Genomic DNA, 23,605 nt, shown 5'->3' on the forward strand with positions numbered 1-23,605 from the left:
GCGACTTCGTACTAGGCTTGTGGTTGGCCGCCGCCTCCCGTCCGCCAGCCAGCCCCTGGGGCCCGGCGCAAGGCGGCGCTTTCGAGACGCCCGCGCACGAGGTTCGCCATGCAACTGTCCACGGTAGAGATCGAAAAACCTGAAGCCACCAACTTCATCCTTGGCCAGACCCACTTCATCAAATCCGTCGAGGATCTGCACGAGGCGCTCTACGGCACGGTGCCGGGCATCCAGTTCGGCCTCGCGTTCTGCGAGGCGTCGGGCAAGCGGCTCGTGCGGCGCTCGGGCACGCAGGACGCACTCATCGAGATGGCGACGCAGAACGCGCTGCGCATTGCCGCAGGGCATTGCTTCATCGTCTTTCTCGGCGACGGCTTCTTCCCTGTCAACGTGCTCAATACGATCAAGGCCGTGCCCGAGGTCTGCCGCATCTTCTGCGCCACGGCGAACCCCACGCAGGTGCTGATCGCCGAAACGGATCAGGGACGCGGCATCGTCGGCGTGGTGGACGGCATGCCGCCGCTGGGCGTCGAGGCCGAGGACGACGTGCGCTGGCGCAAGGACCTGTTGCGCGCCATCGGCTACAAGGCCTGAGCGCCGATGACGACGCTGCGCGCGGCGATCGAGCGGCAGACGGCACACGCGCTCGCGTGCGGCGCGCTCCATCCCATCGAGACGGCGCATACCTTCATCGACGATGGCGGCATGCGTTTCTCCGTGCGCGTGGCCGAGAACCTCGCGCGCAAGGAGGCGGCGCGGCTCACGCCGCAGACTTCGATTGCGTCCGCTCCGCAGCCCCCGCGCAATCCGTTCCTGCCTTACGAGTCCGATCTGTTCGTCGGCGACCTCTCGCCCACCCATATCGCGCTGCTCAACAAGTTCAATGTGATCGACCGGCATCTGCTGATCGTGACGCGCCGCTACGAGCCACAGGAAGCGCTGCTCGACGCGGCGGACTTCACCGCGCTGATCGCGGTGCTGCGCGAGATCGACGGACTCGGGTTCTACAACGGTGGTGCGGTAGCGGGTGCGAGCCAGCCGCACAAGCATTTGCAGATGGTGCCGCTGCCGCTCGCAGGCGATGGGCCTCACGCCGCGCCGCTCGAAGCGCTGCTCGGCGGCGCGCAGGCGGTCCACGGGGCGCGTCCCATCGCGATCGTGCCGGGGCTCGCGTTTCGCCATGCGTTCGCGCGCCTCGATCTCGGCCCGAGTATCGGCACGGCGGAAGATGCCGCGCAAGTCGCACTCGGCTGCTATCGCGCGCTGCTGGACGCGGCGGGCGTGCCCACGATCGACGTGGGCGGCGTCGCGCATCAGGGCGCGCCGTACAACCTGCTCGTTACACGCCGGTGGATGCTGGTGGTGCCCCGCACGACGGAATGTGTCGAAGGGATTTCGGTCAACTCGCTCGGCTTTGCCGGCTCGTTCTTCGTGCGCAATGCGGCGCAGTTGCAAACGCTCGCACAGCTCGGCCCGATGACGGCGCTCGAACGCGTAAGCGTGGCGCGTTGAGGCGCCGAGGCGCGTCTAGCCGACCGCGTCTAGCCGACCGCGTCTGGCCGACCGCGTCTAGCCGACCGCGTCTAGCCGACCGCGTCTAGCCGACGACGAGCGGCTCGAGCGCCGCGCGCAGCGCATCGGGCAACGCGCTCACGGGCCGGCGCGTCGCGCGATCGACGTAGACGTGCACGAAATGCCCCTGCGCCGCGGGCGCGTCCTCGCCTTCGCGAAAGAGCCCGACCTCGTAGCGCACGCTCGACGACCCGAGGCGCGCAACGCGCAGCCCCGCTTCCACGCGCTCCGGGAACACGAGCGGCGCGAAGTAATTGCACTGTGTTTCGATGACGAGCCCGATGGTCGTGCCGTGCTCGATGTCGAGCGCGCCCGCGCGAATCAGATACTCGTTCACCACGGTGTCGAAGTAGCTGTAGTAGACGACGTTGTTCACGTGGCCGTAGACATCGTTGTCCATCCAGCGCGTGCCGATCGGCAGGAAATGACGATACCCGGAGCGGGCGACGGTAACGGGTCGGTTCATCGAAGAGATCCAGGGAAGGCGGGGCGGGAAAGCGTCGCTCGGCGCGCGGCCATCACTGGCCGGGACGCTCGACGAACTCGAACGGCAAGCCGCGCCGGCGCATCCATTCGCCGAGCGCCTGGCCCGTGCCCGCGCGCCACGGCCGCAGCTTCGCGGGCTCGACGAGGCGGTATTCGAGCAGTTCCGGCGAGAGCGCGATCGTGCCCGACGCCTTCACGTGATACGCGATGATGAGCTCGTTCTTGCGGATGAACTCGTAGACGCCAACGAGTTCGACACTCTCTGCACGCAGCGCGGTTTCCTCGTGCACTTCGCGCGCGATGCCCTCCTCGGGCGTCTCGCCGTTTTCGAGAAAGCCGGTGATGAGCGCGAACATGCCTTCGGGCCAGGCCGCGTTACGGGCCAGCAAAATGCGGCCCTCATACTCGACGATCGCCGCCACGACGGGCAGCGGATTGTTCCAGTGGACGTAGCCGCAGGCGTGGTCCGGGCAAGCGAGACGCACGCGGCCGCCTTCGTGGGCGGGATCGGCGCGCTCGGTCAGACGCGTGGCGCAGCGCGGGCAAAACTGGTATTCGCTCATGGGGAAAAGGCAGGGTCGATGGCGCTGGGATCCAGCCGCGCGGCCCGGTGGACACGCTCGCGGCGCCCGCGAAAGCGTCCATTCTAGTGTGCTATCAGCGTCCGCGTGCGGCCTCGCGCGTGTGCCACGCCCGCCATACGAGCCCGATTGCGCCGGCCACGAGCGCACCCGCCGCGAGCCACAGCGAAGGCGAGAACGAGCCTGTGGAAGCCGCAAGCGGCGCGGCCACGAGCGGCCCCGCGATCTGCCCGACGCCGTAGGCGGCCGTCGCATAGCCCATCAGCGCGGCGGCATGCTCGCCGCGCAGCAGGCGCGCCTCGCGCATCGCGAAGAGCGTGATCGCCGTGAACGGCAGCCCGATCAACACGCTGCCGAACGAGAAGCCCGCGGCGTTGGGCCAGACGATGCCGAGCGCGATGCCCACGGCCTGCAGCACGTAGGCGCCCGCCAGCATCAGGCGGTTGTCCCAGTGGAGCGGGAGGCGCGCAGCCAGCAGCGCGCCCGCGATCAGCGCCGCGCCGAGCATCGGCCAGAACAGGTCGGGCCAGGCCGAGCCGGGCAGCGCATGGCGCGCGATCACGGGCAGGAACGTCGCCGTGATGATGTAGCCGAAACCCGGCACGCCGTAGAGCAGCACGAGCCAGAAGGCGTCGGCACGGCGCCCTTCGCGCTGCGCGTGTGCGACGCTTGCCGAGGCACGCGCGGCGGGACGCGGCGCCAGCGCGCGCATGTCTGCTCCAAACGTCGACCAGACGACGGCGGCGAGCAGCGCGCTGATCAGCCCGAAGCCGATCCAGCCCGTGCGCGCGCCGAGACCGCCGGCCGCGCTCACGAACAGCCCGGTCGCAATGATGCCGACGCCGGGACCGGTGTAGATCACACCGCCCCACTCGTTCGCGCCGAGCTGCGCGAGCCGCCGCAGGCCCCACTGCGAGGCGAATACGAAGGTCCACGCGCTCACCGCGCCCGCCACGAAGCGCACCACGGCCCAGATCCAGAACTGCTGCGTGAGGCCCATCGCGAGCGTGAGGAGCACCGTGACCACGAGGCCCGCGCGCACGATCTTCGCGGGCGCCATGCGCAGCGCGACGCAGCTGATCGCGCCCACGAAGTAGCCCGCGTAGTTCAGCGACGCGAGCCAGCCGCCGTGACGCAGGTCGAGCGCGCCGCCGTGCAGCATCAGCGGCAGGAGCGGCGTAAAGGCGAAGCGCCCGACACCCAGCGCGACGGCGAGGCTCACCATGCAGGCCAACGCCGCGCGCCGACCGGCATGCGGGCGGGCTTCGGAAACGTGGACGGTGCCGGGGACGTAGTCGTTCATGAGATCAGCAGATTAAGCAACTGCCTACCATCGTAGGCGATTCTACCGTTCACGAAAAATGAATTATCATGAATCGATGCATTCCAAGGAGAGAACTATGGACCTCGCCGAACTGGCGATTTTCCGGGCGGTGGTGCGGGAAAACGGCGTGACGCGGGCCGCCACCAAGCTCAACCGCGTGCAGTCCAACGTGACCACGCGCATCAAGCAGCTCGAAGATCAACTCGGCACCCCGCTCTTCACGCGCGAGGGGCGCCGCCTCATCCTTACGCCGGCTGGCGAAACCCTGCTGCCCTATGCCGAGCGCCTGCTCGCGCTCGCGGACGAGGCGCGCCATGCGCTCAAGGCCGGTCGCCCGGCGGGACGCCTGCGGCTGGGCACCATGGAGAGCGCTGCAGCAAGCCGTCTGCCCGGCCTGCTCGCGCGCTATCACCAGACGTGGCCCGAGGTCACGCTCGAACTGGAAACGGGCACGACCGGCACGATGATCGAGCGCCTGCGCGAATACGCAATCGATGCGGCGCTGATCGCCACGCCGCTCGACGGGGTGCCGGACCCCGAGGTATTCGAGCACGTGCCGGTCTATCGCGAAGAACTCGTGATGATCACGCCGCGCGGCCACCGGCCGATCCGGCAGCCCGGCGATATCGCGCTCTCCACGCTCGTCGCGTTCGAACGCAGCTGCGCGTATCGGGCCTATGTCGAGCGCTGGTATGTGGAGCATGGCATCCGGCCGTCCCGCGTGCTGGAGTTGGGCTCGTATCACGCGATCATTGCGTGCGTGGCGGCAGGCGCGGGTGTGGCCGTCGCGCCGCGCTCGGTGCTCGAACTGCCACGCAGCGCCGACGACGTCACGATTCATTCGCTTGGCAAGCTCGGTCAGATCGAGACGCTGCTCGCCTGGCGGCGTGGCCACTATTCGCCTGCGCTTGGTGCGTTGAAGGAAGCGCTGCTGGAGGATGCGCAACGCACGGGCAGCATGGCGGCGCCATTGGCAGCCGAAGCGGCAGTTACGCCCGCAGGCCTTCACGTATAAGCCGCGCGGAATCAAAAAGGGCTGCCCTCACGGACAGCCCTTCTTCGTCGCAAAGCGGCGTTCACGCCGCGACGCGTCCTATTACAGCTTCGCTTCGACCCAGCCCTTCACGCCCGCGAGCGCGGCCGGCAGATTGGCCGGCTCGGTACCGCCTGCCTGCGCCATGTCGGGACGGCCGCCGCCCTTGCCGCCGACCTGCTGGGCAACGAAGTTCACGAGCTCGCCGGCCTTGACCTTCTTGCTCGCCTCGGCGGTCACGCCCGCGATCAGGCTGACCTTGCCGCCCTCGACAGCCGCCAGCACGATGGCTGCGCTCTTGAGCTTGTCCTTGAGCTTGTCCACGGTCTCGCGCAGCGTCTTCGAATCGGCGCCATCGAGCGTTGCGGCCAGCACGTGCACACCGTTCACTTCGATGGCCTGCCCCACGAGTTCGTCGCCCTGGCTCGAAGCGAGCTTCGACTTCAGCGCGCCCAGTTCCTTTTCGAGCGACTTCACCTGGTCCTGCACCTGCGCGATACGCTGCGTCAGTTCCGAAGGTTGCGCCTTGAGCGCCGCCGCTGCCGCATTCACGCGCGCGTCGAGCTCCTGCACGAAGCGCACGGCGTTGTCGCCCGTGATCGCTTCCACGCGGCGGATGCCCGCGGCCACGCCGCCTTCCATCACGATCTTGAAGAAGCCGATGTCGCCGCTGCGCGTGACGTGCGTGCCGCCGCACAGCTCGCGCGAGAACCCGAGGTCGAGCACGCGCACTTCGTCGCCGTACTTCTCGCCGAACAGCGCCATCGCGCCGCCCTTCACTGCGTCGTCGTAGGACATCACGCGCACGATGCCGGGCGCGTTCGCGAGCACTTCCGCGTTGACGATCTGCTCGACACGGCGGATTTCGTCGTCCGTCATCGGCGCATTGTGCGCGAAGTCGAAGCGGGTTTTATCTGCATCGACGAGCGAGCCCTTCTGCTGCACGTGCGAACCGAGCACTTCGCGCAGCGCCTTGTGCATCAGGTGCGTGGCCGAGTGGTTGCGCGCCGTGCGGGCGCGAAGGATCGCGTCGATTTCCGCCTTCACGACGTCGCCAACCTTGAGCGTGCCCTGTTCCAACGTGCCGTGGTGACCGCTCACGTCGGCTTGAACCTTCAGCGTGTCGGCCACGGCGAAACGGATGCTCGCGTTCGAGATCACGCCCTGGTCGCCCACCTGGCCGCCCGATTCCGCGTAGAACGGCGTGTGGTCGAGCACGACCACGGCGTCCTGGCCCGTCTTCACTTCGGTGACCGATGCGCCGTCCACATAGAGCGCGACGACCTTCGCGTCGTCGAACGCGATTTCCTCGTAGCCGTGGAACGTCGTCTTCGCGCCCGAGTATTCGAGGCCCTGCGTCATCTTGAACTTGCCCGCCGCGCGCGCCTGCTCGCGCTGACGCGCCATCGCTTCGTCGAACGCCGGTTCGTCGACCGTGACGTTGCGCTCGCGGCAAACGTCGGCCGTGAGGTCGAGCGGAAAGCCGTAGGTGTCGTGCAGCTTGAATGCGAGTTCGCCCGAGAGCGTCTTGCCGCCCTTGGCTTCGAGGTCGGCGAGTTCGGCTTCGAGAATCGACATGCCGTGCTCGATGGTCTCGAAGAAGCGCTCTTCTTCCTGGCGCAGCACGTCCGTCACGCGCTGCTGCGCTTCGGCGAGTTCCGGGTAGGCAGCGCCCATTTCCGCGACGAGATCCGCCACCAGCTTGTGGAAGAACGCGCTCTTCTGGCCGAGTTTGTAGCCGTGGCGGATCGCGCGGCGCACGATACGGCGCAGCACGTAGCCGCGGCCTTCGTTGCCGGGAATCACGCCGTCGACGATCAGGAACGAGCACGCGCGGATATGGTCGGCAATGACCTTCAGCGAGTTGTTCGTGAGGTCGGGCGTGTTCGTTTCGCGCGAAGCCGCCTTGATGAGATTCTGGAACAGGTCGATCTCGTAGTTGCTGTGCACGTGCTGCAGCACCGCGGCGAGACGTTCGAGGCCCATACCCGTGTCGACGCACTGCTTGGGCAGCGGCGTCATGTTGCCCTGGGCATCGCGGTTGAACTGCATGAACACGAGATTCCAGATCTCGATGAAGCGGTCGCCGTCTTCTTCAGGCGATCCTGGGGGGCCGCCCCAGATTTCCGGGCCGTGGTCGTAGAACACTTCCGAGCACGGGCCGCAGGGGCCGGTGTCGGCCATCTGCCAGAAGTTGTCCGAGGCGTAGCGCGCGCCCTTGTTGTCGCCGATGCGGATGATGCGCTCCACCGGCACGCCGATTTCCTTCGCCCAGATGTCGAAGGCTTCGTCGTCTTCCTTGTACACGGTGACCGTGAGCTTGTCCGCCGGCAGCGCGTAGACCTTGGTCAGCAGCTCCCAGCAGTAGTGGATCGCGTCGCGCTTGAAGTAGTCGCCGAACGAGAAGTTGCCGAGCATCTCGAAGAACGTGTGGTGACGCGCCGTGTAGCCGACGTTCTCGAGGTCGTTGTGCTTGCCGCCTGCGCGCACGCTGCGCTGCGCGGTCGTGGCGCGCGAGTACGGGCGCTTTTCGGTGCCGAGGAACACGTCCTTGAACTGCACCATGCCCGAGTTGGTGAAGAGCAGTGTGGGGTCGTTGCCCGGCACGAGGCTCGACGAGCGCACGATCGTGTGGCCCTTCGATTCGAAGAACTTGAGGAATTTCTCGCGGATGTCGGCGGCTTTCATGGCGTGCGTTGGGTCCTTCCTGGGGCGTACGGTGCTGAATCTTTGTCGTGGTCGCGCCCGGAGCCCACATTACTCGCGAAAACCCCGGTGCTGAATCGAACGATTATACGGGATCGTCGCGCGCTCGCGGCGGCGCGTCCGGCGTGGTTTGCATGGGCGCGACAGGGCCCGAGGCAGCACGATGCGTCGATCGATTTTGTTCCGCAGTGCGGAACTTTGTACCGAATATTGGCGTATGCCGCGCCTTTTCGCTTACTATGGGCGGCATCGGCCAGCGCACCACGCGCGCTCGCGGCCCGCCTTAGAACGACATTGGAAGACACAGCATGGGCGCACTCAGCCATATCCGCGTACTCGATCTCACCCGCGTCCTTGCCGGACCGTGGTGTGCACAGACTCTCGCCGACTTCGGCGCCGACGTGATCAAGGTGGAGCGCCCCGGCGCCGGCGACGACACCCGCCACTGGGGCCCTCCGTACCTGAAGACGCCCGATGGCGCGGACACCGCCGAGGCCGCCTACTACCTCGCCGCGAACCGCAACAAGCGCTCGGTCACGGTGGATATCGCCACGCCCGAGGGGCAGCGCATCGTGCGCGAGCTGGCTGCACAAAGCGATGTCGTGCTGGAGAACTACAAGGCGGGCCAGTTGAAGAAATACGGCCTCGACTACGCGTCGCTACGCGAGGTCAAGCCCGACCTTGTCTACTGCTCGGTCACCGGCTTCGGCCAGACCGGGCCCTACGCCTCGCGCGCGGGCTACGACTTCATCGTGCAGGGCATGGGCGGCTTCATGAGCATCACCGGCGAGCGTGACGCGCTGCCGGGCGGCGGCCCGCAAAAGGCCGGCGTCGCGATCGCCGACCTCATGACCGGCATGTATTCGACCATTGCCGTGCTCACGGCGCTCGCGCACCGCGACCGCACGGGCGTGGGCCAGTACATCGACATGGCGCTGCTCGACGTGCAGGTCGCGATGCTCGCGAACATGAATTCGAACTACCTGGCGAGCGGCAATCCGCCCGCGCGCTGGGGCAACGCGCATCCCAACATCGTGCCCTATCAGGCCTTCCAGACGGCCGATAGCTGGATCATCCTCGCCGTCGGCAACGACGGGCAGTTCCGCAAGTTCGTCGAGGTGGCGGGCCAGCCCGCGCTGGCCGACGACGAGCGCTTCGCGACCAATCCGGCGCGCGTGCGCCATCGCGACACGCTCGTGCCGATCGTCGCCGAGCTGATCCGCACGCGCACGAAAGCCGACTGGATCGGCGCGCTCGAAGCGGCAGGCGTGCCGTGCGGGCCGATCAACAACCTCGCGGAAGTGTTCGAGAACGAGCAGGTGATCGCGCGCGGGCTGCAGGTGGACGTGCCCCACCCTTCGGGCGGCACGGCGCGGCTGGTGGGCAACCCTATCCGCATGAGCGAAACGCCGCCGCGCGTGGCGAGCCATCCGCCCACGCTCGGCGAGCATACCGATGCGGTACTGCGCGAAGTGCTCGGCTACGGCGAGGAACAAGTGGCGGCGCTGCGCGGCAAGGGCGTGGTGTAACCGCAAGGCCCCCGGGGCGGCCGCTCAGCCGCCCTCTTTCCCCATCGACATCAGCCACGCCAGCCCTTGCGGCCAGTCGTCGAGCCCGCTGTCCGCATTGATGTGCCCGCGCGCGCCGATCTCGATCCAGCGGCTGCCCCACGCCTGCGCGCAGCGCTGCGAAAACGCCACGCCGCCATACGGATCGTCGCTGCTGGCGACGACGACGCTCGCAAACGGCAGCGCCGCCGGCGGAACCGGATCGAAGCCCCGCGCGTCGCGCGGAAATTCGGGACCGTGCGGATCGGGGAGCGCCACCAGCAGCGCGCCGGCCACCTTCGCGCGCGTCGCCGCGCTCGCGTGATGCGCGGCCCAGTGCGCCACGGTCAGGCAGCCGAGGCTGTGAGCGGCGAAGCGCACGCCAGCGGGCGCGCCCTGTACGGCAGCCTCCAGCGCCGCGCACCACGCCTCGCAGTCCGGGTGCATCCAGTCGGGCATCTGCACCCGTGCAAAGCCCGCGTGCGCGGCTTCCCAGCGCGTCTGCCAGTGCCCCGGCCCCGAATCCATGTAGCCCGGCAGCACCAGCACAGCCGTTTCGCTCATCGTCACGTTTTCCCCTCGCTTGTTGTAGTCCGCGCGACGATCCGGCACCGGGACTGGCACGGCGGGTCGCGTCAGGTAGAATGGAAGACACCATCGGGTGCCCAGTTACGCGCTTTGATCCTTTTGACGGGCGCCCTCGAACGACTCCCTTTTCGCATGAATACCGAACGTAAAGACGCCGACCGCACGGACGCGCCTGCGGCATCCAATTTCATCCGCAACATCATCGACGACGACAACCGCTCGGGCAAGTGGGCGCAGCGCGTCGAAACGCGCTTCCCGCCGGAGCCGAATGGCTACCTTCACATCGGCCACGCCAAGAGCATCTGCCTGAACTTCGGCGTCGCGAAAAGCTACGGCGGCGTGTGCCACCTGCGCTTCGACGACACGAACCCGGAGAAGGAAGATGTCGAATACGTCAACTCGATCATCGACGCCGTCGAATGGCTCGGCTTCGAGTGGAAGAAAGAAGATCAGGAATACCTCTTCTACGCGAGCGACTACTACGACAAGCTTTACGAGTTCGCCGAACTGCTGATCCAGCGCGGCAAGGCGTACGTGGACAGCCAGTCGCCGGAAGAGATGCGCGCGAACCGCGGCTCCGCCACCGAAGCCGGCAAGAACTCGCCATTCCGCGATCGCTCCGTCGACGAAAACCTCGACCTCTTCCGCCGCATGAAGGCGGGCGAATTCGAGGAAGGCGCCCATGTGCTGCGCGCGAAGATCGACATGGCGTCGCCGAACTTCAATATGCGCGATCCGGTGATCTACCGCATCCGCTTCGCGCATCACTACCGCACCGGCGACAAGTGGTGCGTGTACCCGATGTACGACTACACGCACTGCATTTCGGACGCGTTGGAAAACATCACGCATTCGCTGTGCACGCTCGAGTTCGAAGACCATCGCCCGCTGTATGACTGGGTTCTCAATGAACTGGCCGACGCCGGCGTGTTCACGCGCCCGCTGCCGCAGCAAATCGAGTTTTCGCGCCTGAACCTCACCTACGCGATCACGAGCAAGCGCAAGCTGCTGCAACTGGTGACCGAAGGCCACGTGGAAGGCTGGGACGACCCGCGTATGCCGACCATCGTCGGCGTGCGCCGCCGCGGCTTCACGCCCGAAGCGATCCAGCTGTTCTGCGAGCGCATCGGCGTGACGAAGGTCGATTCGTGGATCGACATGAGCGTGTTCGAAGGCGCGCTGCGCGACGACCTCGACGACAAGGCGCCGCGCACCGCCGCCGTGCTCGACCCGCTCAAGCTCATCATCGACAACTATCCGGAAGGCCAGAGCGAAGACTGCACGGCCCCCGTGCATCCGCATCATCCGGAGCGCGGCCTGCGCACGTTCCCGATCTCGCGCGAGTTGTGGATCGAGCGCGAAGACTTCAACGAAACGCCGCCGAAGGGCTATTTCCGCCTGTTCCCGGGCAACAAGGTGCGTCTGCGCTATGGCTTCGTGATCGAATGCACGGGCGCGGACAAGGACGAGAACGGCAACGTGATCGCCGTGCACTGCAACTACTTCCCGGACAGCAAGTCGGGCACGGAAGGCGCGAACAACTACAAGGTCAAGGGCAACATTCACTGGGTCAGCGCAGCGCATGCGTGCCCGGCGGAAGTGCGCCTCTACGATCGACTGTTCCGCGAAGAGCAGCCCGACGCGGGCGGCCGCGACTTCCTCGAAGCGCTCAATCCGGATTCGAAGCGCGTGGTGCAAGCGTATCTGGAACCGGGCGCACGCGACGCCGCGCCGGAAGACCGCTATCAGTTCGAGCGCCATGGCTACTTCGTCGCCGACCGCTACGATTCGAAGCCGGGTGCGCCGGTATTCAACCGCATCGTCGGTTTGCGCGACAGCTGGGGCAAGTAAGGCTCGCGCCGCGCCTGCCCGCAAACAGAAAGCCCGCGCGGATTCGTGCGGGCTTTTCTCATTTTGGCGGCGGCTGGCGGGAGCGGCTCAAAGTCTGCGATGCAGATCCGCGAGCGAGAGCGACGTGCTAAAGAGCCGCGCGAGACTGCGGCTCGCGTAGCGATCCACTTCGCCGGGTACGGTCCAGCGCCAGGCGTCCATTTCCGGAATCATCACGCCGTCCTCGCGTCGCGGAAAGAGCGATACGCAAACGCAACGCGAAAGATCGAGTTCATCGGCGCTCGCGCGCGCGGCAAAGAGATGCAGATCCTTGTCGCGCCGGTACAGGTAGCGCCCGAGATCGACGAGGCGCGACGCCGCGATTTCGATGCCGGTCTCCTCGACCATCTCGCGGCACGCGCTCTGCGATTCGGTCTCGCCGGGGTCGCCCTGCCCCTTCGGAATGTCCCAGTGATTCGTGCCGGTAGCGTGCGCAAGCAGCACGCGGCCTTCAGGATCGAGCAGCACAATGCCGCACGAAACGATCTTGCCGTTCACCGCGCGCTCAGTGCTGCTTCTGGAAAACCCAGGCACCTTCGCCCGTGCGGCAGAAGTGCGGACGCAGTGTCATCGACTGGCCCTTCGCGTTGATGACGACTTCCGTATCGCGGCACGTCTTGGCGCCTTCCTTTTGCGTATTCGACGGCGTGATGGTCGATGTGATGCGTGTGCCGTTGCGCGAGCCTTCGTTCGACCATGACGCGCTCTCGCCATCGGCCTTGTGCTCGACGGCATCGCGCACGGCGTTCTGGAGCGAGTTGTAGTCCGCCTGGGTCATGAACGACATGGGTGTGTTGTTCAGGAAGCCCAGGTTGGCGGCATGCGCGCTGCCCATGCCAATGGCGACAATGAGCGCCGCGCCCAGGGCGCTCAGCGAGTGAAGGGTTCGGGGCATTCTGGACATTATGTGTTCTCCTCGGCGGACTGAAAGCATCGACGAAAAGCATAACACGCGCCCTTTTTTTGGCTCGTTCAGCAAGGCCGAACGGGTGCGGGCAGGCGAGTCCTTTTCGGATTGATCCGATGGTGAGGGAGAGGGGCGATCAATACGATAGCTTCCTCGCCCACTTACAGCCCATGCGGTTTATCTGACATGACCTACGCCATCGCATTGAGGGTCTTTGCGGTCCTGCTGGCCCTCATCTGCGTCGGCTTGATGTCTTTCGTCGCGCACTACACGCACACGCCGAAACATCAGGCGCGCGGCCCGAACTTCACGCTCCATCCCGAGCACGCGCCGCGCTGGCCGGACGCCACGGTGCGCATCGGCACGGTCGGCTTGCTCGCGTCCTTCCTCGTGCTCACCGGCGCCTGCCTGTTGATCGCAGGCATCTGACGCTGCGCCCAGTCCACGCTCAGTGCGCGCCCGGCTGCCAGCCGTCGGTGAGCGTGTCGAGAAACGCAATCACATCCTTGATTTCGGCGTCGCTGAACACCGGCTCGTCGCCCGGTTTGCGATCGAACGGCGGATCCGTGTTGAGATTCACCCAATACTGTCGCGGCAAGTCGTCGAACTTCTGCACCCGGCCCTTCACCACCGGATAGAACGCTTCCGGATTCGTGTCGCGCCGTGCGTAGAAACGCAGCACGTCTTCCAGCGAATGGTAGATGCCGTTGTGGAAGAACGACTTCTTGAGCGCTATGTTGCGCAGCGTCGGCGTGCGGAAGAGCCCGCAAAATTCCGCGCGATGGTCGAGGTCCGTGCGCTCCGGACCGCATGCGCCGAGATCGAAAAACTTGCGGTCGCGATTCACGGCAAGTGTGCGGTTGCGCGGCACGCCCACGGCGATCAGACCGAAGTCGCTGAACTGTGGCGGCGAGCCGTCCTTTGCACGCTGGCTGACATGGCAGCTCGCGCAATTGCCCTTCTTCTCGTCGTTGAAAAGCTGCAGCCCGCGCAGTTCGGCGGCGCTGAGCGTGGCCTTGCCGGCCAGGTACGCGTCGTACTTGCTCGTGTACGGATAGAACACCTCGGGTGACTGCTCGAATGTCTCCAGTGACTTCAGTACGGCCTTGAAAGTCGCGTCGTCGTCGGCGAGGACGCGCGCGCCGAAGGCCGCCCTGAACGCCCCTGCGTAGGGTGCCGCGCGCACGGCTTCGGCGACCTTCTTCGGCGAACTCGCCATCTCGAACGTCGAGAGCAACGGGATGCGCGCCTGGTCCGAGCCCCGATCGACGCGGCCATCCCACGTGAGGCCGCCGGTCGGACCGGCATCGACGCTTTCATCGCCTTCGTCATCGGAGTCGTGATAGTGCTCGGCGAACGCCGGCACCGCCTGCAGATACTTGAGCGTCGGCACGGCGCGCATGCCCTGGCGTCGCATGTCGGCGCCGCCGATCTGCACGTCGAGCGAGTTGGGCGGCGTGAACGCGTGGTCCGGGCTGTGGCACGACGCGCATGCCATCTTGCCCGAACCCGAGAGCGACGGATCGAAGAACATCTGCTTGCCGAGCGCCGTCATGCGGCGCACCTGCGCATAGACCTCGGCACGCGTCTGGCCGCCTTGTGCAGGCGTCGCGATCTTCATGAGCTTCACGCCCTGTACGGCGCGTGCGTTCGCATTGGCGTCGTGCGCGCGCGAGGCGCTGCCGGATGCACCTGTCGTCGTATCGGCGTCTGCGGAAACGGGCGTGCTGCCGTCGCATGCCGTCAGCAGCAATGACAGCCCCGCCGCCATCACGAGGAGGAGGCCCGCGTTGCGGCGTGCGCCGCCGAGCGCTCGAGCCCGCGTCTCACCTTCCGTTCGCGCCGAATGACGCGCCAATCTACGCAACATGCCTGGTCCCCGAAGCTTGAGCGCGGCGCGCGTGGCGGCGCGCCGCTGCAGTGCGAATACCGATGCGCTCAGCCGCGCATCGAAGTCGCGAAAGCGTATGTCAGCGATGTGACGCTCCAATGACATGACGTAAGTAAGATGTCATGCAAACAAAGGCCACGAAAAAGCTAAATGTAATTTTTTACATATCGCTGTCAAATTCCGTTGCGACACTGCGCCTCGCCCGAAGGCCGGTGTCATTCGCGCCGGCCTCCATGCGGGCCCCCAACGCGAGAGAGAAAAATGATCAACAGAAAATGGTTCTATGCCACGCCGATCGCGATAGCGGCGTCGGTATTGGCCGTCGCGGCTTGCGGCGGCAACGACAGCAGCAAGCCCGGCCTTTCGTCGGTGAAGAATATCGTCGTGATCTACGCGGAAAACCGCAGCTTCGACAACCTGTACAGCAGCTTCCCGAACGCCAACGGCCTCCAGAACGTGAGCGCGCAAAGCGCGCAGCAGCTCGATCGCGACGGCTCCGTGCTGGCCACGCTGCCGACCGTCTGGAACGGTCTCACGCAAACGGGCGTCACGCCCGTCGTGACCGCGGCGATGACGGAGAACATGCCGAATGCGCCGTTCGCCATCGACGACGCGAAGGGCTACAACGTGCCGCTCTCAGTCACGACGCGCGACCTGTATCACCGTTTCTACGAGAACCAGATGCAGATCCACGGCGGCAAGAACGACATGTTCGCGGCCTACGGCGACTCCGGCGGTCTCGTGATGGGGCATTACACGACGAGCGCCGAAAAGCTCCCGCTCTGGAAGATCGCCCAGCAATACACGCTCGCCGACAACTTCTTCATGGGCGCGTTCGGCGGCTCGTTCCTGAATCACCAGTGGCTGATCTGCGCGTGCACGCCGTACTACGCGAACGCGGACACGAACCCGGCCAAGCCGACGATCTCGACCGTGGACGCCGACGGCGTCTCGCTCACGCTCGCATCGAACTCGCCGAAGTCGGCGCTCGACGGCGCGCCGAAATTCGTGAAGTCGGGCAATCTGACGCCGGACTTCTATGCGGTCAACACAATGCAGCCGCCGTATCAGCCGAGCGGCAACGCAGCGGCTTCGGGCGGTGACACGAACCTGGCCGACCAGTCGAACGCCTCCACACTGCCCGCGCAAACGGCGCAGAACATCGGCGATCTGCTTTCGAACGCGGGCGTGACGTGGGCGTGGTACGGCGGCGCGTGGGGCGCGGCCGTGAGCGCGGCGCAGAACAGCACGTCGGGCGTGATCTACGGCGCGAACATGACGGCGCCGAACTTCCAGCCGCACCACCAGCCGTTCAACTACTTCGCGAACTACGCGCCGGGCACCGACGCACGTGCGAAGCACCTGCTCGACGGCGGCATGGACGGCACCGAGTTCATCAAGGCGATCGATGCAGGCGCGCTGCCTGCCGTGGCGTTCTACAAGCCGCAGGGCAACCTGAACGAGCACGCGGGCTACACGGACGTGGCGAGCGGCGACCAGCACATCGCGGACGTCATCGCGCATCTGCAGAAGAGCCCGCAGTGGAACAACATGGTCGTGGTCGTCACCTACGACGAAAACGGCGGCTTCTGGGATCACGTTGCGCCGCCCAAGGGCGACCGCTGGGGCCCGGGCTCGCGCATTCCGGCGCTCGTCATTTCGCCGTACGCGAAAAAGGGCTACGTCGACCACACGCAGTACGACACGACCTCGATCCTGCGCCTCATCACGCGCCGCTTCTCGCTGCCCACGCTGCCGGGGCTTGCCAACCGCGACGCCGCACTCAAGAGCAACGGCGCCCAGCCGATGGGCGATCTGACCAACGCACTGGACGTCAAGCTCTAAGCGCGACAAGCAATCGGACCATCGATTGCCGGATGTTGCTCATCCGGTTTGAAGGGCAGCCCTCGGGCTGCCCTTTTTTATTGCGCCGCGAATTCGTCGCCCCTGCCCGCTCCGCGCGTCCGCCGGGCGTCGAGCCGCGACGTTTGACCACGGATCCTACGCCGAAGGATGCACTACCTTACAAATTAATTACTGAACAAATCTTGACGGAGGTCATTGTGAAATACGTCGAATCGACTCTCTTACCAGGCGAAAGGATCGTCTGCGAGGGACACCCCTGCTTCTGGGCGATGGGGCCGCGTATCACATTCAGCCTCCTGCTCATGGTTTGGGGCGTGCTCGTCGGCACCATGGGGACGTCGCCGCTCGCAGCGGTGAGTTTTTTTGCCGCAGGGCTGGGACTGTTCGGTGCGTCGCTACTCGCCTGGTGGACGACAGAATTCGCCGTGACCAACAAGCGCGTGGTGGCCAGGTTCGGTGCGGTCCGTCGTCACACGGTGGAGTTGACGCTAGCGAAGATAGAGAGCGTAAGGATCGAGCAAAGCCTGATCGGCCGGATATTCGACTATGGCTCGCTCGTCGTGGGCGGCGGTGGCTTGATCGCTACGCCGATTCCCGGCATTTCGAATCCGAACGAGTTCCGCCGTATGGTGTTTCTCGCGCAGGCGGCCGAGGAGCCGGTGCCGTTGCGGCTCGTGGCGTGAGGGTTTGAATCGGCCTGGATTCGTGGTGTGTGAAAAAGCAAAAAGCCCGGCAGTGAAGGCCGGGCTTTTTATTTATTTGATCTGGCGCGACAGGAGGGGCTCGAACCCCCGACCCTCGGCTTAGAAGGCCGATGCTCTATCCAGCTGAGCTACTGTCGCGTGAACGTGCGCAAGGCCGCAAGCGGGCCTCGCGAAGACGGGGCTGGATTATACCGCGATCGTCTCACGCGGTCGCGCCTCGCTCATCGCGCTTGCCAAGGGCCTTCGCGCCCAAATCAAACCGGCTGCTGATGCAACGCGAACCAGCCAAGGAAAATCGCGCCCGCGATCAGGCAGTACGCACCGAACGATGCGAGGCGCCCGCGTCCCTCGAAATAGCTCATCAGGAACTTCACGCTCAGCCAGGCCGCAATACCCGTGAGCACGCCGCCAACGACCGCAGTCATCAGCTGATCTCGCGCGTGAAACAGCTTGGGCAGTTCGAGCACGCCAGCCGCGAAGATGATCGGCGTGCCGAGCAGGAACGAGAACTCCGCAGCCTTTTCTGCCGTGAGGCCCGCTGCATTGCCGGCGATCATCGTGAGGCCGCTGCGCGAAAAGCCGGGAATGAGCGCGCCGATCTGCGCGAGGCCGACGAGAAAGGCCTGGCGGAACGTGAGTTTCTCGGGCGGACGATGCGCACGGGCACGCTGGAGGCGATCGCCGAACCAGAGCAGCACGCCATTGACCATCAACGCAGCCGCGACGATGCGCAGATCGTGAAAGATGGCTTCGATGCGCTTTTCGAGCACGAGGCCGACGATACCCGTCGGAATCGTACCGATGATGAGCGCCCACATCATGTGCCCGTCGTCGTTCTTGCGACCGCCCAGGGAGGCAAAGAAGCCCCTGATCAACGCGACCCAGCGCTCGCGGAAATACCAGAGCAGCGCAACTGCGGTCCCCAGGTGCAATGCGACGAGGAACGGCAGCAATTGCGGCGCGTGCTTGTCGATGTGCATGCCGAACAGTGCCGGCACGAGCAGTGTATGGCCGAGGCTGCTCACGGGGAACAGTTCGGTGACGCCTTGCAACACGCTCAGGAAGAATAGAAACCAGAGACTCACGCGCGGATCCTCGTAATGGTGGTGTAAGGGGCCGGACCGTTGCGGAGCCGGTGCGGCAAAGCGCACCGATTATGCCTGGGCCGTGTTGCAGCGCCAAGCTTGGAGATGGATTTGTCAGAAAAGTTACTGCGTCGCAACAAAGTTGGCTGCGAATGCAGGGATCCTGCCGCGAAACTGCATGTCGCGCTCTCGGGAATCCGGTCGAGGGGGACGGAACGCGGCGCGATCAGCGCGCCATCTTGTAGAAGAAATAGGCGCTGCTACCGACAAAGAGGCTGAACAGAGCCATGCTCATTGCCATTGCGAGGTCCATGGGGAGGTCTCCTGCGAAAATGCTCTGTGCGCTAACGCACGGTCATGCGGATTATGCTGACTCTTGTCCGCCAACGACACCCACGCTTTCCCGACAAGGGTTTTCACGCATGAGAAAGCGGCGCAAAATCCGCCTCTGTCCGGCGCATCCGCGCCACCCTTCTTCCACCCACGCCAGGCCCGCCCATGAACGCACATCCAGAGCAGGACATCCTCACCCTCAGCCGCGGTGCCTCGACGCTGCGCTTCGCGCCGTGGGCCGGCGGCCGTTTGCTCTCGTGGCACGTCGGCGGCCAGCCGGTCATCGTATGGCCGGAAAATGCGAACTGGGCGGAGCCGGCACGTGTGCGCGGCGGCAATCCGCTGCTCTTCCCCTTCCTTGGCCGCCATCGTGTCGACGGCCAGATCGGGCGTTGGCGCGACGCTCAAGGCGTCGTCCGCGATCTGCCGATGCACGGCTTCGCGCGCGACCTGCCGTTCGCGGCGCAAGTCGACGACGACGGGCACGGCCTGCAGATGACGCTCGTCGACTCCGACGCCACCCGCACCGGCTACCCGTTCGCCTTTCGCTTCGAAGCGGTCTACCGGCTGGCCGACGCGCATACGCTCGACGTGACGCTCGCCGCGACTAATACCGGCCCGAATCCGCTCCCCTGGTACGCGGGCCATCACTTCTACTTCGCCTTGCCCCACGCCCAGCGCGCGCAGACGACGCTCGACCTGCCGGCTAGCCAGCGCCGCCATCAGCTCGCGGACGGTTCGATCAGTGCGCCCGAACCCGGCAAAGCGCAATACAGGCTCGACGACGCAAGCATCATCGACCGCTTCCATGTGCTCGAGCCAACGCCGCCCGCCTCGCCGGTGCACCTCGTGGCGCCAGGACTCGGCCGCGCGGTGACGATCGACCTGAACCGGCCCGGCTCGCTTCCCTGGTACGCCGTCACGACGTGGACGGAAGCCGCGGACTCCGACTTCTACTGCGTCGAACCCTGGCTGGGTCTGCCCGACGCGATCCATAACGGCCTCGGCCTGCGCTGGCTCGCACCGGGTCAAACGGAGACGGCGACGCTGCGTATCGGCGTCGAGGCGCTCGGCGGCTAATCGCGCGCACCGGCGGCGCCGTGCTGGGCCGGCGCCGGTATGGATGCTGCCGACTTCGTCAGTCATTCGTCAGGCAAAACCCCAGTTGCGCTGGCAAACCCGCTAAAATCAGGCGTTTTGCCCGCGCGGCGGACCGTGGTCCGTCGAGGCAAGGTCATGCGAGGTTCAATGTTGGCACCAGGAATCAGACGGATTGCATGTGCAGCGCTCGTTGCGCTGCTCGCGGCGTGCGGATCGGCTCCGGTCGGCCCCGGCTTTTATCGCGTCGAACGCGGCGACACCGTGTACAAGATCGCGCGCAGCACTCGCCAGTCCGTGCAGAACATCGTGCGCTGGAACAATCTGTCGAACCCCGACGCCATCGAAGTCGGCCAGGTCCTGCGCGTCGAACCGCCCGCCGGCACAGCGAGCACCCGCACCGCGCCGCCGCGTAGCGCAGCAACTGCCCCGCGCGAGAGCGCCGAAACAACCGATACCGCATCCGCGCCTTCATCCGCACCTTCGGCGGCGGCTGCGCCGTCGATTTCGCTCGTCTGGCCGACCAGCGGCCAGGTCATCCGCAACTTTGACGGCCGTAACTCGAAAGGCATCGACATCGCCAATGCGGCCGGCACGCCCGTCGTCGCCGCGGCGCCCGGCACCGTGGTCTATGCCGGTAATGGTCTGCGTGGCTACGGTAACTTGCTGATCATCAAGCACAACGGCGATTACCTGACGGCCTATGCGCACAATCAGGCATTGTTCGTGAAGGAAGGTCAGAGCGTCGCGCAAGGGCAGAAGATCGCGGAAATGGGCAGCACCGACAACGATCGCGTGATGCTGCATTTCGAGCTACGGTACCAGGGGCGCTCGATCGATCCGACTCGAGAACTTCCCGCACGTTGAGAAAGGCCGCTACGGCCAGCCAAATCAATGGACGAAAAAAAGCCCGGCATGGCGCCGGGCTAACGGGGGTTTGGCGCATATCGGCAAAGGACCGGTTTACCATGCGCCGAATCGCAATCTATCAACGGGCTTCCGGCGGCGCAATCACTTAATTAGCGCGAAAATGTGCTACGGCGCACGGATTATGTGTCGCATCACTTTTCAGCACCGAATGAGGATGCCGAATCATCTGCGGCTGCTCATAAGATCGCATGTTTCAATGACGCGCAACGACAAGTCACCAGCCAGCGCAAAGGCTTTCTGGGCCTGCCGTTCAGGCTGAACAACAGGGTCCTGTCGAGGGATTTTGCGCGCCTCGATCGTCGGTTTAAAGCACGGCGCTTTTCGCATTTTCGAAGCAGCCGGCTTTAGTGTGCAAACGCACGCAACAATGCATTTATTCGATGTGACGTACAGATTTGAAACACAAATGCGCCGCACGCTTAGATCAGATGTTTGCTGATTTAATGTGGCTTATTGTCTACGTTTTGGCGCCACGAGCCTGGATATCAACTTATTAATGTGATTAATACCGCGGATCCGGCGTTCGCTAACCGACCACCGGTCTGCTGGCAGACTATCGTTTATAGTATCTGCCGCAACGAATTTCCAATCATCATGACTATCGAAGACGCCAACCCCAGTTCGACGTACGCCAAGCTGCTCGGCGAAACCGCCAAGATCGACTGGCAGGATCTCGAACGTTTCTTCGCGCAAGGCAAGTTGCTGAGCGTGGCGCGCGACCTCGACCTCGTCAGCGTGGCGGAGGCGATCGCCAACGACGACAGGGCGGTCGTCATGCAATGGCTGTCTTCGGGCCTCGTCGCACGTATGCCGGCAGAAACCGCAGCCGATTACTCGGCGCGCAAGCCGGAGTTGTGGGCGGTCGTCGTCTCGCCGTGGGTGTGCGTGCAGGAACGCGCTTGAGCGGCGCTAAGGCCCTGCCTGACCAGCGAGGCTGGCATCGACGCGTGCTGACGCTCGCGTTCCCCATCGTCCTCGCCAATCTCACGCAACCGATCCTCGGCGCCGTAGACACGGCAGTAGCAGGCCACCTCGGCAGCGCGGCCGATCTTGGCGGCGTCGCGCTAGGCGGCCTGTTCTTCAACTTCGTGTTTTGGGGTTTCGGCTTCCTGCGCATGGGGACGACGGGGCTCGTCGCGCAAGCCTACGGCGCGCGCGACCTCCCCGCATTGCGCGCGAATGTCGTGCGCGCCCTGCTACTGGCATTCGCTATTGGCGCCGCGATCCTGCTGATTCAATCGCCTTTGATCCGGTACACGCTTGCGGCCATCGGCGGCAGCGCAGACGTGCAACACAACGCTGGGGTCTATTGTCTTGCGCGTATCGGCTCTGCGCCTTTCGCTTTGGCGAATTACGTCGTGCTCGGATATCTGCTCGGCACTCAGCGCGTGCGCATTGCGCTGCTTTCGCAGATCTTTATCAATCTGACGAACGTCGTTGCGGTGCTCGCCTATGTGTACGGGCTTCAGTGGGGCATCGCCGGGATCGGTGCGGCGACGGCTACGGCCGATACGCTCGGTTTTGTGTTCGGTGCCGGCGTACTGTGGAGGCTTCGTCCTCGCGGGCTCGCGCCGCTCGCGTTACAAACTGTACTCGAGCCGGCAGCGCTCAAACGCCTCGTCGCGATCAATCGCGATATCTTTTTGCGTACGCTTTGCCTGCTGGGCTCGTTTGGGTGGTTCGCGCATCTGGGCGCGAAGCAAGGCGACGCGATCCTTGCCGCGAACGCCCTGCTCCTCAACTTCCAGACCTTCATGGCCTACGGTCTCGACGGGTTCGCCCATGTGGCCGAAGCGCTGGTAGGCGCGGCGATCGGCGCGGGTAATCGCGATGCGTTCCGCCAGGCCGTGAAGGTCAACCTGTTCTGGGCAGCGCTGGGTGCCTTCGGTTTTTCGTTCGTTTATTGGGCCTGCGGCCCCTGGATCATCGAGAAGCTTACCAACCAGCCGGCCGTGCGTGCCGCTGCTCAGGCATTCCTCCCATGGGCCGCGCTTTCGCCGCTCATCTCCGTCTGGGGCTTTTTGCTGGACGGCGTATTCATCGGCGCGACGCGCACACGCGAACTCATGCAAGCCATGGCGGTGTCGCTGGCTGTGTTTTTGTGCGCGTCATGGGCGCTGGTCGGGCCGCTCGGCAATCATGGGTTGTGGATCGCTCTGCTCGTCTTCATGGCCGCGCGCGGGCTGACGCTCTCGCCGTTGCTACCGCGCATCAGCGGCGCGATCGTACCTGTGGCTGTGCAGTTGCACTGACGGCGCTCGCGCCAGGCGTCGGCTCTTACTGTGCAGGCGGCGGGTTGTCGATCATCATCGGCGGTCGGTCGTCGGTCGGCACACCGTGGTAGTCGGGCGGATCCTGCGGCGGGGTGCCGTGGCGGTGAGTCGGTGCGTTGTCGGCACACGCCGAGAGCAGTGCGGCCATTGCAAGGGCCAGATAAACACGGTACATCGCCTCAAATCCTTTCTGAATGGTGATCCAGCGGCGCCCCGGCCAGTAGCGAAGCGGCTGAATTCGCTATTTTTTCCGTTGCGACACTGTTCTAAGATACGGACATGGCTGCAATCGACAGGAGGCTGCCATGGATGCCGAAACTATTGCGGGTCTGATCGGTCTTGCTGTAGGTCTGCTGGTTCTGCTCGGGCTATCGATTTTCGAATCGCGCGCCTACCGGAAAGAGCACGACGGCGAAGGCATGATGCATCACTGGCTGGCCGAGCATCACGTGCTCGACCGGGTTCGCCGCAGGCACTGAACCCAGCGCCGGCACTGCGTCGGCGCGCCCCTTGCCACATTCTCACCGCGGCCAGTCGAGCTGGCCGTGAGGTGGCTTTGCTGCGTCGTTCAGTGAACGAGCAGATAGCCTTCTATTTTCCCGCGCCCAAACGCCAGAACCCCGGCTCTCTTTCGGAGACACCGGGGTTCTGGACTTGCTGCATAAGGAGCCTGACGATTACCTACTTTCACACGGGCAATCCGCACTATCATCGGCGTGGAGCTGTTTCACGGTCCTGTTCGGGATGGGAAGGGGTGGGACCAGCTCGCTATGGTCATCAGGCATGACGGG

23 protein-coding genes, 1 tRNA gene and 1 rRNA gene are annotated in these 23,605 nt (G+C 65.1%); 13 read left to right on the top strand and 12 right to left on the bottom strand.

The genetic code is table 11. From position 1 onward, the window contains the following. Nucleotides 1–108 precede the first annotated feature (108 nt). Nucleotides 109–594, top strand: coding sequence for an adenosine-specific kinase (locus tag AB3X99_RS18875; protein ID WP_069268680.1), 486 nt, complete (start codon nucleotides 109–111; stop codon nucleotides 592–594). A 6-nt stretch (nucleotides 595–600) separates the two neighbouring features. Next, entirely contained in the window at nucleotides 601–1,512 is a 912-nt protein-coding gene (locus tag AB3X99_RS18880; RefSeq protein WP_342945968.1) for a DUF4922 domain-containing protein, read from the top strand. Nucleotides 1,513–1,597: 85 nt separating this feature from the next. On the opposite strand, the gene AB3X99_RS18885 is transcribed toward AB3X99_RS18880, so the two are convergent. From AB3X99_RS18885 to AB3X99_RS18895, 3 genes are all read right to left on the bottom strand, one after another. Then, on the bottom strand, nucleotides 1,598–2,038 hold the full coding sequence (locus AB3X99_RS18885; RefSeq protein ID WP_069268682.1) for a thioesterase family protein: 441 nt from the start codon (nucleotides 2,036–2,038) through the stop codon (nucleotides 1,598–1,600). Nucleotides 2,039–2,090: 52 nt separating this feature from the next. Further along, nucleotides 2,091–2,621, bottom strand: a complete 531-nt coding sequence (locus AB3X99_RS18890) for an NUDIX domain-containing protein (protein WP_342945969.1) — start codon at nucleotides 2,619–2,621, stop codon at nucleotides 2,091–2,093. Nucleotides 2,622–2,715: 94 nt separating this feature from the next. Beyond that, nucleotides 2,716–3,942 (bottom strand): YbfB/YjiJ family MFS transporter, encoded by a 1,227-nt coding sequence (locus AB3X99_RS18895; protein WP_069268684.1) that lies wholly within the window; start codon nucleotides 3,940–3,942, stop codon nucleotides 2,716–2,718. Between the two features lie 97 nt (nucleotides 3,943–4,039). Here AB3X99_RS18895 and AB3X99_RS18900 point away from each other — a divergent pair, with 97 nt between their 5' ends. Then, on the top strand, nucleotides 4,040–4,978 hold the full coding sequence (locus AB3X99_RS18900) for a LysR substrate-binding domain-containing protein (RefSeq protein WP_342945970.1): 939 nt from the start codon (nucleotides 4,040–4,042) through the stop codon (nucleotides 4,976–4,978). Nucleotides 4,979–5,059: 81 nt separating this feature from the next. Here AB3X99_RS18900 and alaS read toward each other — a convergent pair whose 3' ends face one another. Beyond that, complete coding sequence (gene alaS / locus AB3X99_RS18905) at nucleotides 5,060–7,684, bottom strand: alanine--tRNA ligase (RefSeq protein ID WP_342945971.1); 2,625 nt, start codon at nucleotides 7,682–7,684, stop codon at nucleotides 5,060–5,062. Between the two features lie 326 nt (nucleotides 7,685–8,010). Here alaS and AB3X99_RS18910 point away from each other — a divergent pair, with 326 nt between their 5' ends. Then, nucleotides 8,011–9,231 (top strand): CaiB/BaiF CoA transferase family protein, encoded by a 1,221-nt coding sequence (locus AB3X99_RS18910; protein WP_368617762.1) that lies wholly within the window; start codon nucleotides 8,011–8,013, stop codon nucleotides 9,229–9,231. A gap of 24 nt (nucleotides 9,232–9,255) precedes the next feature. On the opposite strand, the gene AB3X99_RS18915 is transcribed toward AB3X99_RS18910, so the two are convergent. Further along, nucleotides 9,256–9,813 carry an RBBP9/YdeN family alpha/beta hydrolase gene (locus tag AB3X99_RS18915; RefSeq protein ID WP_368617763.1) on the bottom strand — a complete coding sequence of 186 codons (558 nt, stop codon included), beginning with the start codon at nucleotides 9,811–9,813 and terminating at the stop codon, nucleotides 9,256–9,258. Between the two features lie 156 nt (nucleotides 9,814–9,969). Between AB3X99_RS18915 and AB3X99_RS18920 the strand changes: the two genes are divergently transcribed. Further along, entirely contained in the window at nucleotides 9,970–11,688 is a 1,719-nt protein-coding gene (locus AB3X99_RS18920; protein WP_069268689.1) for a glutamine--tRNA ligase/YqeY domain fusion protein, read from the top strand. A gap of 87 nt (nucleotides 11,689–11,775) precedes the next feature. Here AB3X99_RS18920 and AB3X99_RS18925 read toward each other — a convergent pair whose 3' ends face one another. Further along, complete coding sequence (locus AB3X99_RS18925) at nucleotides 11,776–12,225, bottom strand: NUDIX domain-containing protein (protein ID WP_368617764.1); 450 nt, start codon at nucleotides 12,223–12,225, stop codon at nucleotides 11,776–11,778. Nucleotides 12,226–12,232: 7 nt separating this feature from the next. Next, nucleotides 12,233–12,631 (bottom strand): RT0821/Lpp0805 family surface protein, encoded by a 399-nt coding sequence (locus AB3X99_RS18930; RefSeq protein ID WP_368617765.1) that lies wholly within the window; start codon nucleotides 12,629–12,631, stop codon nucleotides 12,233–12,235. 189 nt (nucleotides 12,632–12,820) lie between these two features. Here AB3X99_RS18930 and AB3X99_RS18935 point away from each other — a divergent pair, with 189 nt between their 5' ends. Further along, nucleotides 12,821–13,063: a hypothetical protein gene (locus AB3X99_RS18935; protein WP_069268692.1), complete on the top strand. Its 243-nt coding sequence runs from the start codon at nucleotides 12,821–12,823 to the stop codon at nucleotides 13,061–13,063. 19 nt (nucleotides 13,064–13,082) lie between these two features. Here the strand turns inward: AB3X99_RS18935 and AB3X99_RS18940 are convergent, their stop codons facing one another. Then, complete coding sequence (locus AB3X99_RS18940; RefSeq protein WP_368617775.1) at nucleotides 13,083–14,405, bottom strand: cytochrome-c peroxidase; 1,323 nt, start codon at nucleotides 14,403–14,405, stop codon at nucleotides 13,083–13,085. Between the two features lie 381 nt (nucleotides 14,406–14,786). Here AB3X99_RS18940 and AB3X99_RS18945 point away from each other — a divergent pair, with 381 nt between their 5' ends. Together AB3X99_RS18945 and AB3X99_RS18950 are read left to right on the top strand one after the other, a co-directional pair. Beyond that, nucleotides 14,787–16,370, top strand: a complete 1,584-nt coding sequence (locus AB3X99_RS18945) for an acid phosphatase (protein ID WP_368617766.1) — start codon at nucleotides 14,787–14,789, stop codon at nucleotides 16,368–16,370. A 32-nt stretch (nucleotides 16,371–16,402) separates the two neighbouring features. Next, nucleotides 16,403–17,074 carry a PH domain-containing protein gene (locus AB3X99_RS18950; protein WP_368617767.1) on the top strand — a complete coding sequence of 224 codons (672 nt, stop codon included), beginning with the start codon at nucleotides 16,403–16,405 and terminating at the stop codon, nucleotides 17,072–17,074. 82 nt (nucleotides 17,075–17,156) lie between these two features. Here AB3X99_RS18950 and AB3X99_RS18955 read toward each other — a convergent pair. Together AB3X99_RS18955 and AB3X99_RS18960 are read right to left on the bottom strand one after the other, a co-directional pair. Beyond that, a tRNA-Arg gene (locus AB3X99_RS18955) sits at nucleotides 17,157–17,233 on the bottom strand. Between the two features lie 116 nt (nucleotides 17,234–17,349). Next, nucleotides 17,350–18,180 (bottom strand): undecaprenyl-diphosphate phosphatase, encoded by an 831-nt coding sequence (locus AB3X99_RS18960; RefSeq protein ID WP_069268693.1) that lies wholly within the window; start codon nucleotides 18,178–18,180, stop codon nucleotides 17,350–17,352. Nucleotides 18,181–18,678: 498 nt separating this feature from the next. Here AB3X99_RS18960 and AB3X99_RS18965 point away from each other — a divergent pair, with 498 nt between their 5' ends. The 4 genes from AB3X99_RS18965 to AB3X99_RS18980 all read left to right on the top strand — a co-directional run bounded on the left by AB3X99_RS18965 (nucleotide 18,679) and on the right by AB3X99_RS18980 (nucleotide 22,793). Next, nucleotides 18,679–19,593, top strand: a complete 915-nt coding sequence (locus tag AB3X99_RS18965) for an aldose epimerase (protein WP_368617768.1) — start codon at nucleotides 18,679–18,681, stop codon at nucleotides 19,591–19,593. Between the two features lie 168 nt (nucleotides 19,594–19,761). Continuing rightward, the gene (locus AB3X99_RS18970) at nucleotides 19,762–20,478 is read left to right on the top strand and encodes a peptidoglycan DD-metalloendopeptidase family protein (protein ID WP_069268695.1); all 717 of its coding nucleotides are present in this window, start codon (nucleotides 19,762–19,764) and stop codon (nucleotides 20,476–20,478) included. 657 nt (nucleotides 20,479–21,135) lie between these two features. Next, the gene (locus tag AB3X99_RS18975) at nucleotides 21,136–21,444 is read left to right on the top strand and encodes a DUF2288 domain-containing protein (RefSeq protein ID WP_069268696.1); all 309 of its coding nucleotides are present in this window, start codon (nucleotides 21,136–21,138) and stop codon (nucleotides 21,442–21,444) included. Continuing rightward, on the top strand, nucleotides 21,441–22,793 hold the full coding sequence (locus AB3X99_RS18980) for an MATE family efflux transporter (RefSeq protein ID WP_368617769.1): 1,353 nt from the start codon (nucleotides 21,441–21,443) through the stop codon (nucleotides 22,791–22,793). The genes AB3X99_RS18975 and AB3X99_RS18980 overlap by 4 nt, the downstream gene beginning before the upstream one ends. Before the next feature lie 25 nt (nucleotides 22,794–22,818). Here the strand turns inward: AB3X99_RS18980 and AB3X99_RS18985 are convergent, their stop codons facing one another. Beyond that, a complete protein-coding gene (locus AB3X99_RS18985) occupies nucleotides 22,819–22,989 on the bottom strand; it encodes a hypothetical protein (RefSeq protein ID WP_176732998.1) in 171 nt (56 codons plus the stop codon). A 130-nt stretch (nucleotides 22,990–23,119) separates the two neighbouring features. Here AB3X99_RS18985 and AB3X99_RS18990 point away from each other — a divergent pair, with 130 nt between their 5' ends. Beyond that, complete coding sequence (locus tag AB3X99_RS18990) at nucleotides 23,120–23,293, top strand: hypothetical protein (protein WP_165822956.1); 174 nt, start codon at nucleotides 23,120–23,122, stop codon at nucleotides 23,291–23,293. Between the two features lie 189 nt (nucleotides 23,294–23,482). On the opposite strand, the gene rrf is transcribed toward AB3X99_RS18990, so the two are convergent. Beyond that, a 5S ribosomal RNA gene (gene rrf, locus AB3X99_RS18995) occupies nucleotides 23,483–23,596 on the bottom strand. Between the last annotated feature and the right edge of the window lie 9 nt (nucleotides 23,597–23,605).

Source organism: Paraburkholderia sp. BR10882 (assembly GCF_040948855.1).
Taxonomy (GTDB): domain Bacteria; phylum Pseudomonadota; class Gammaproteobacteria; order Burkholderiales; family Burkholderiaceae; genus Paraburkholderia; species Paraburkholderia nodosa_A.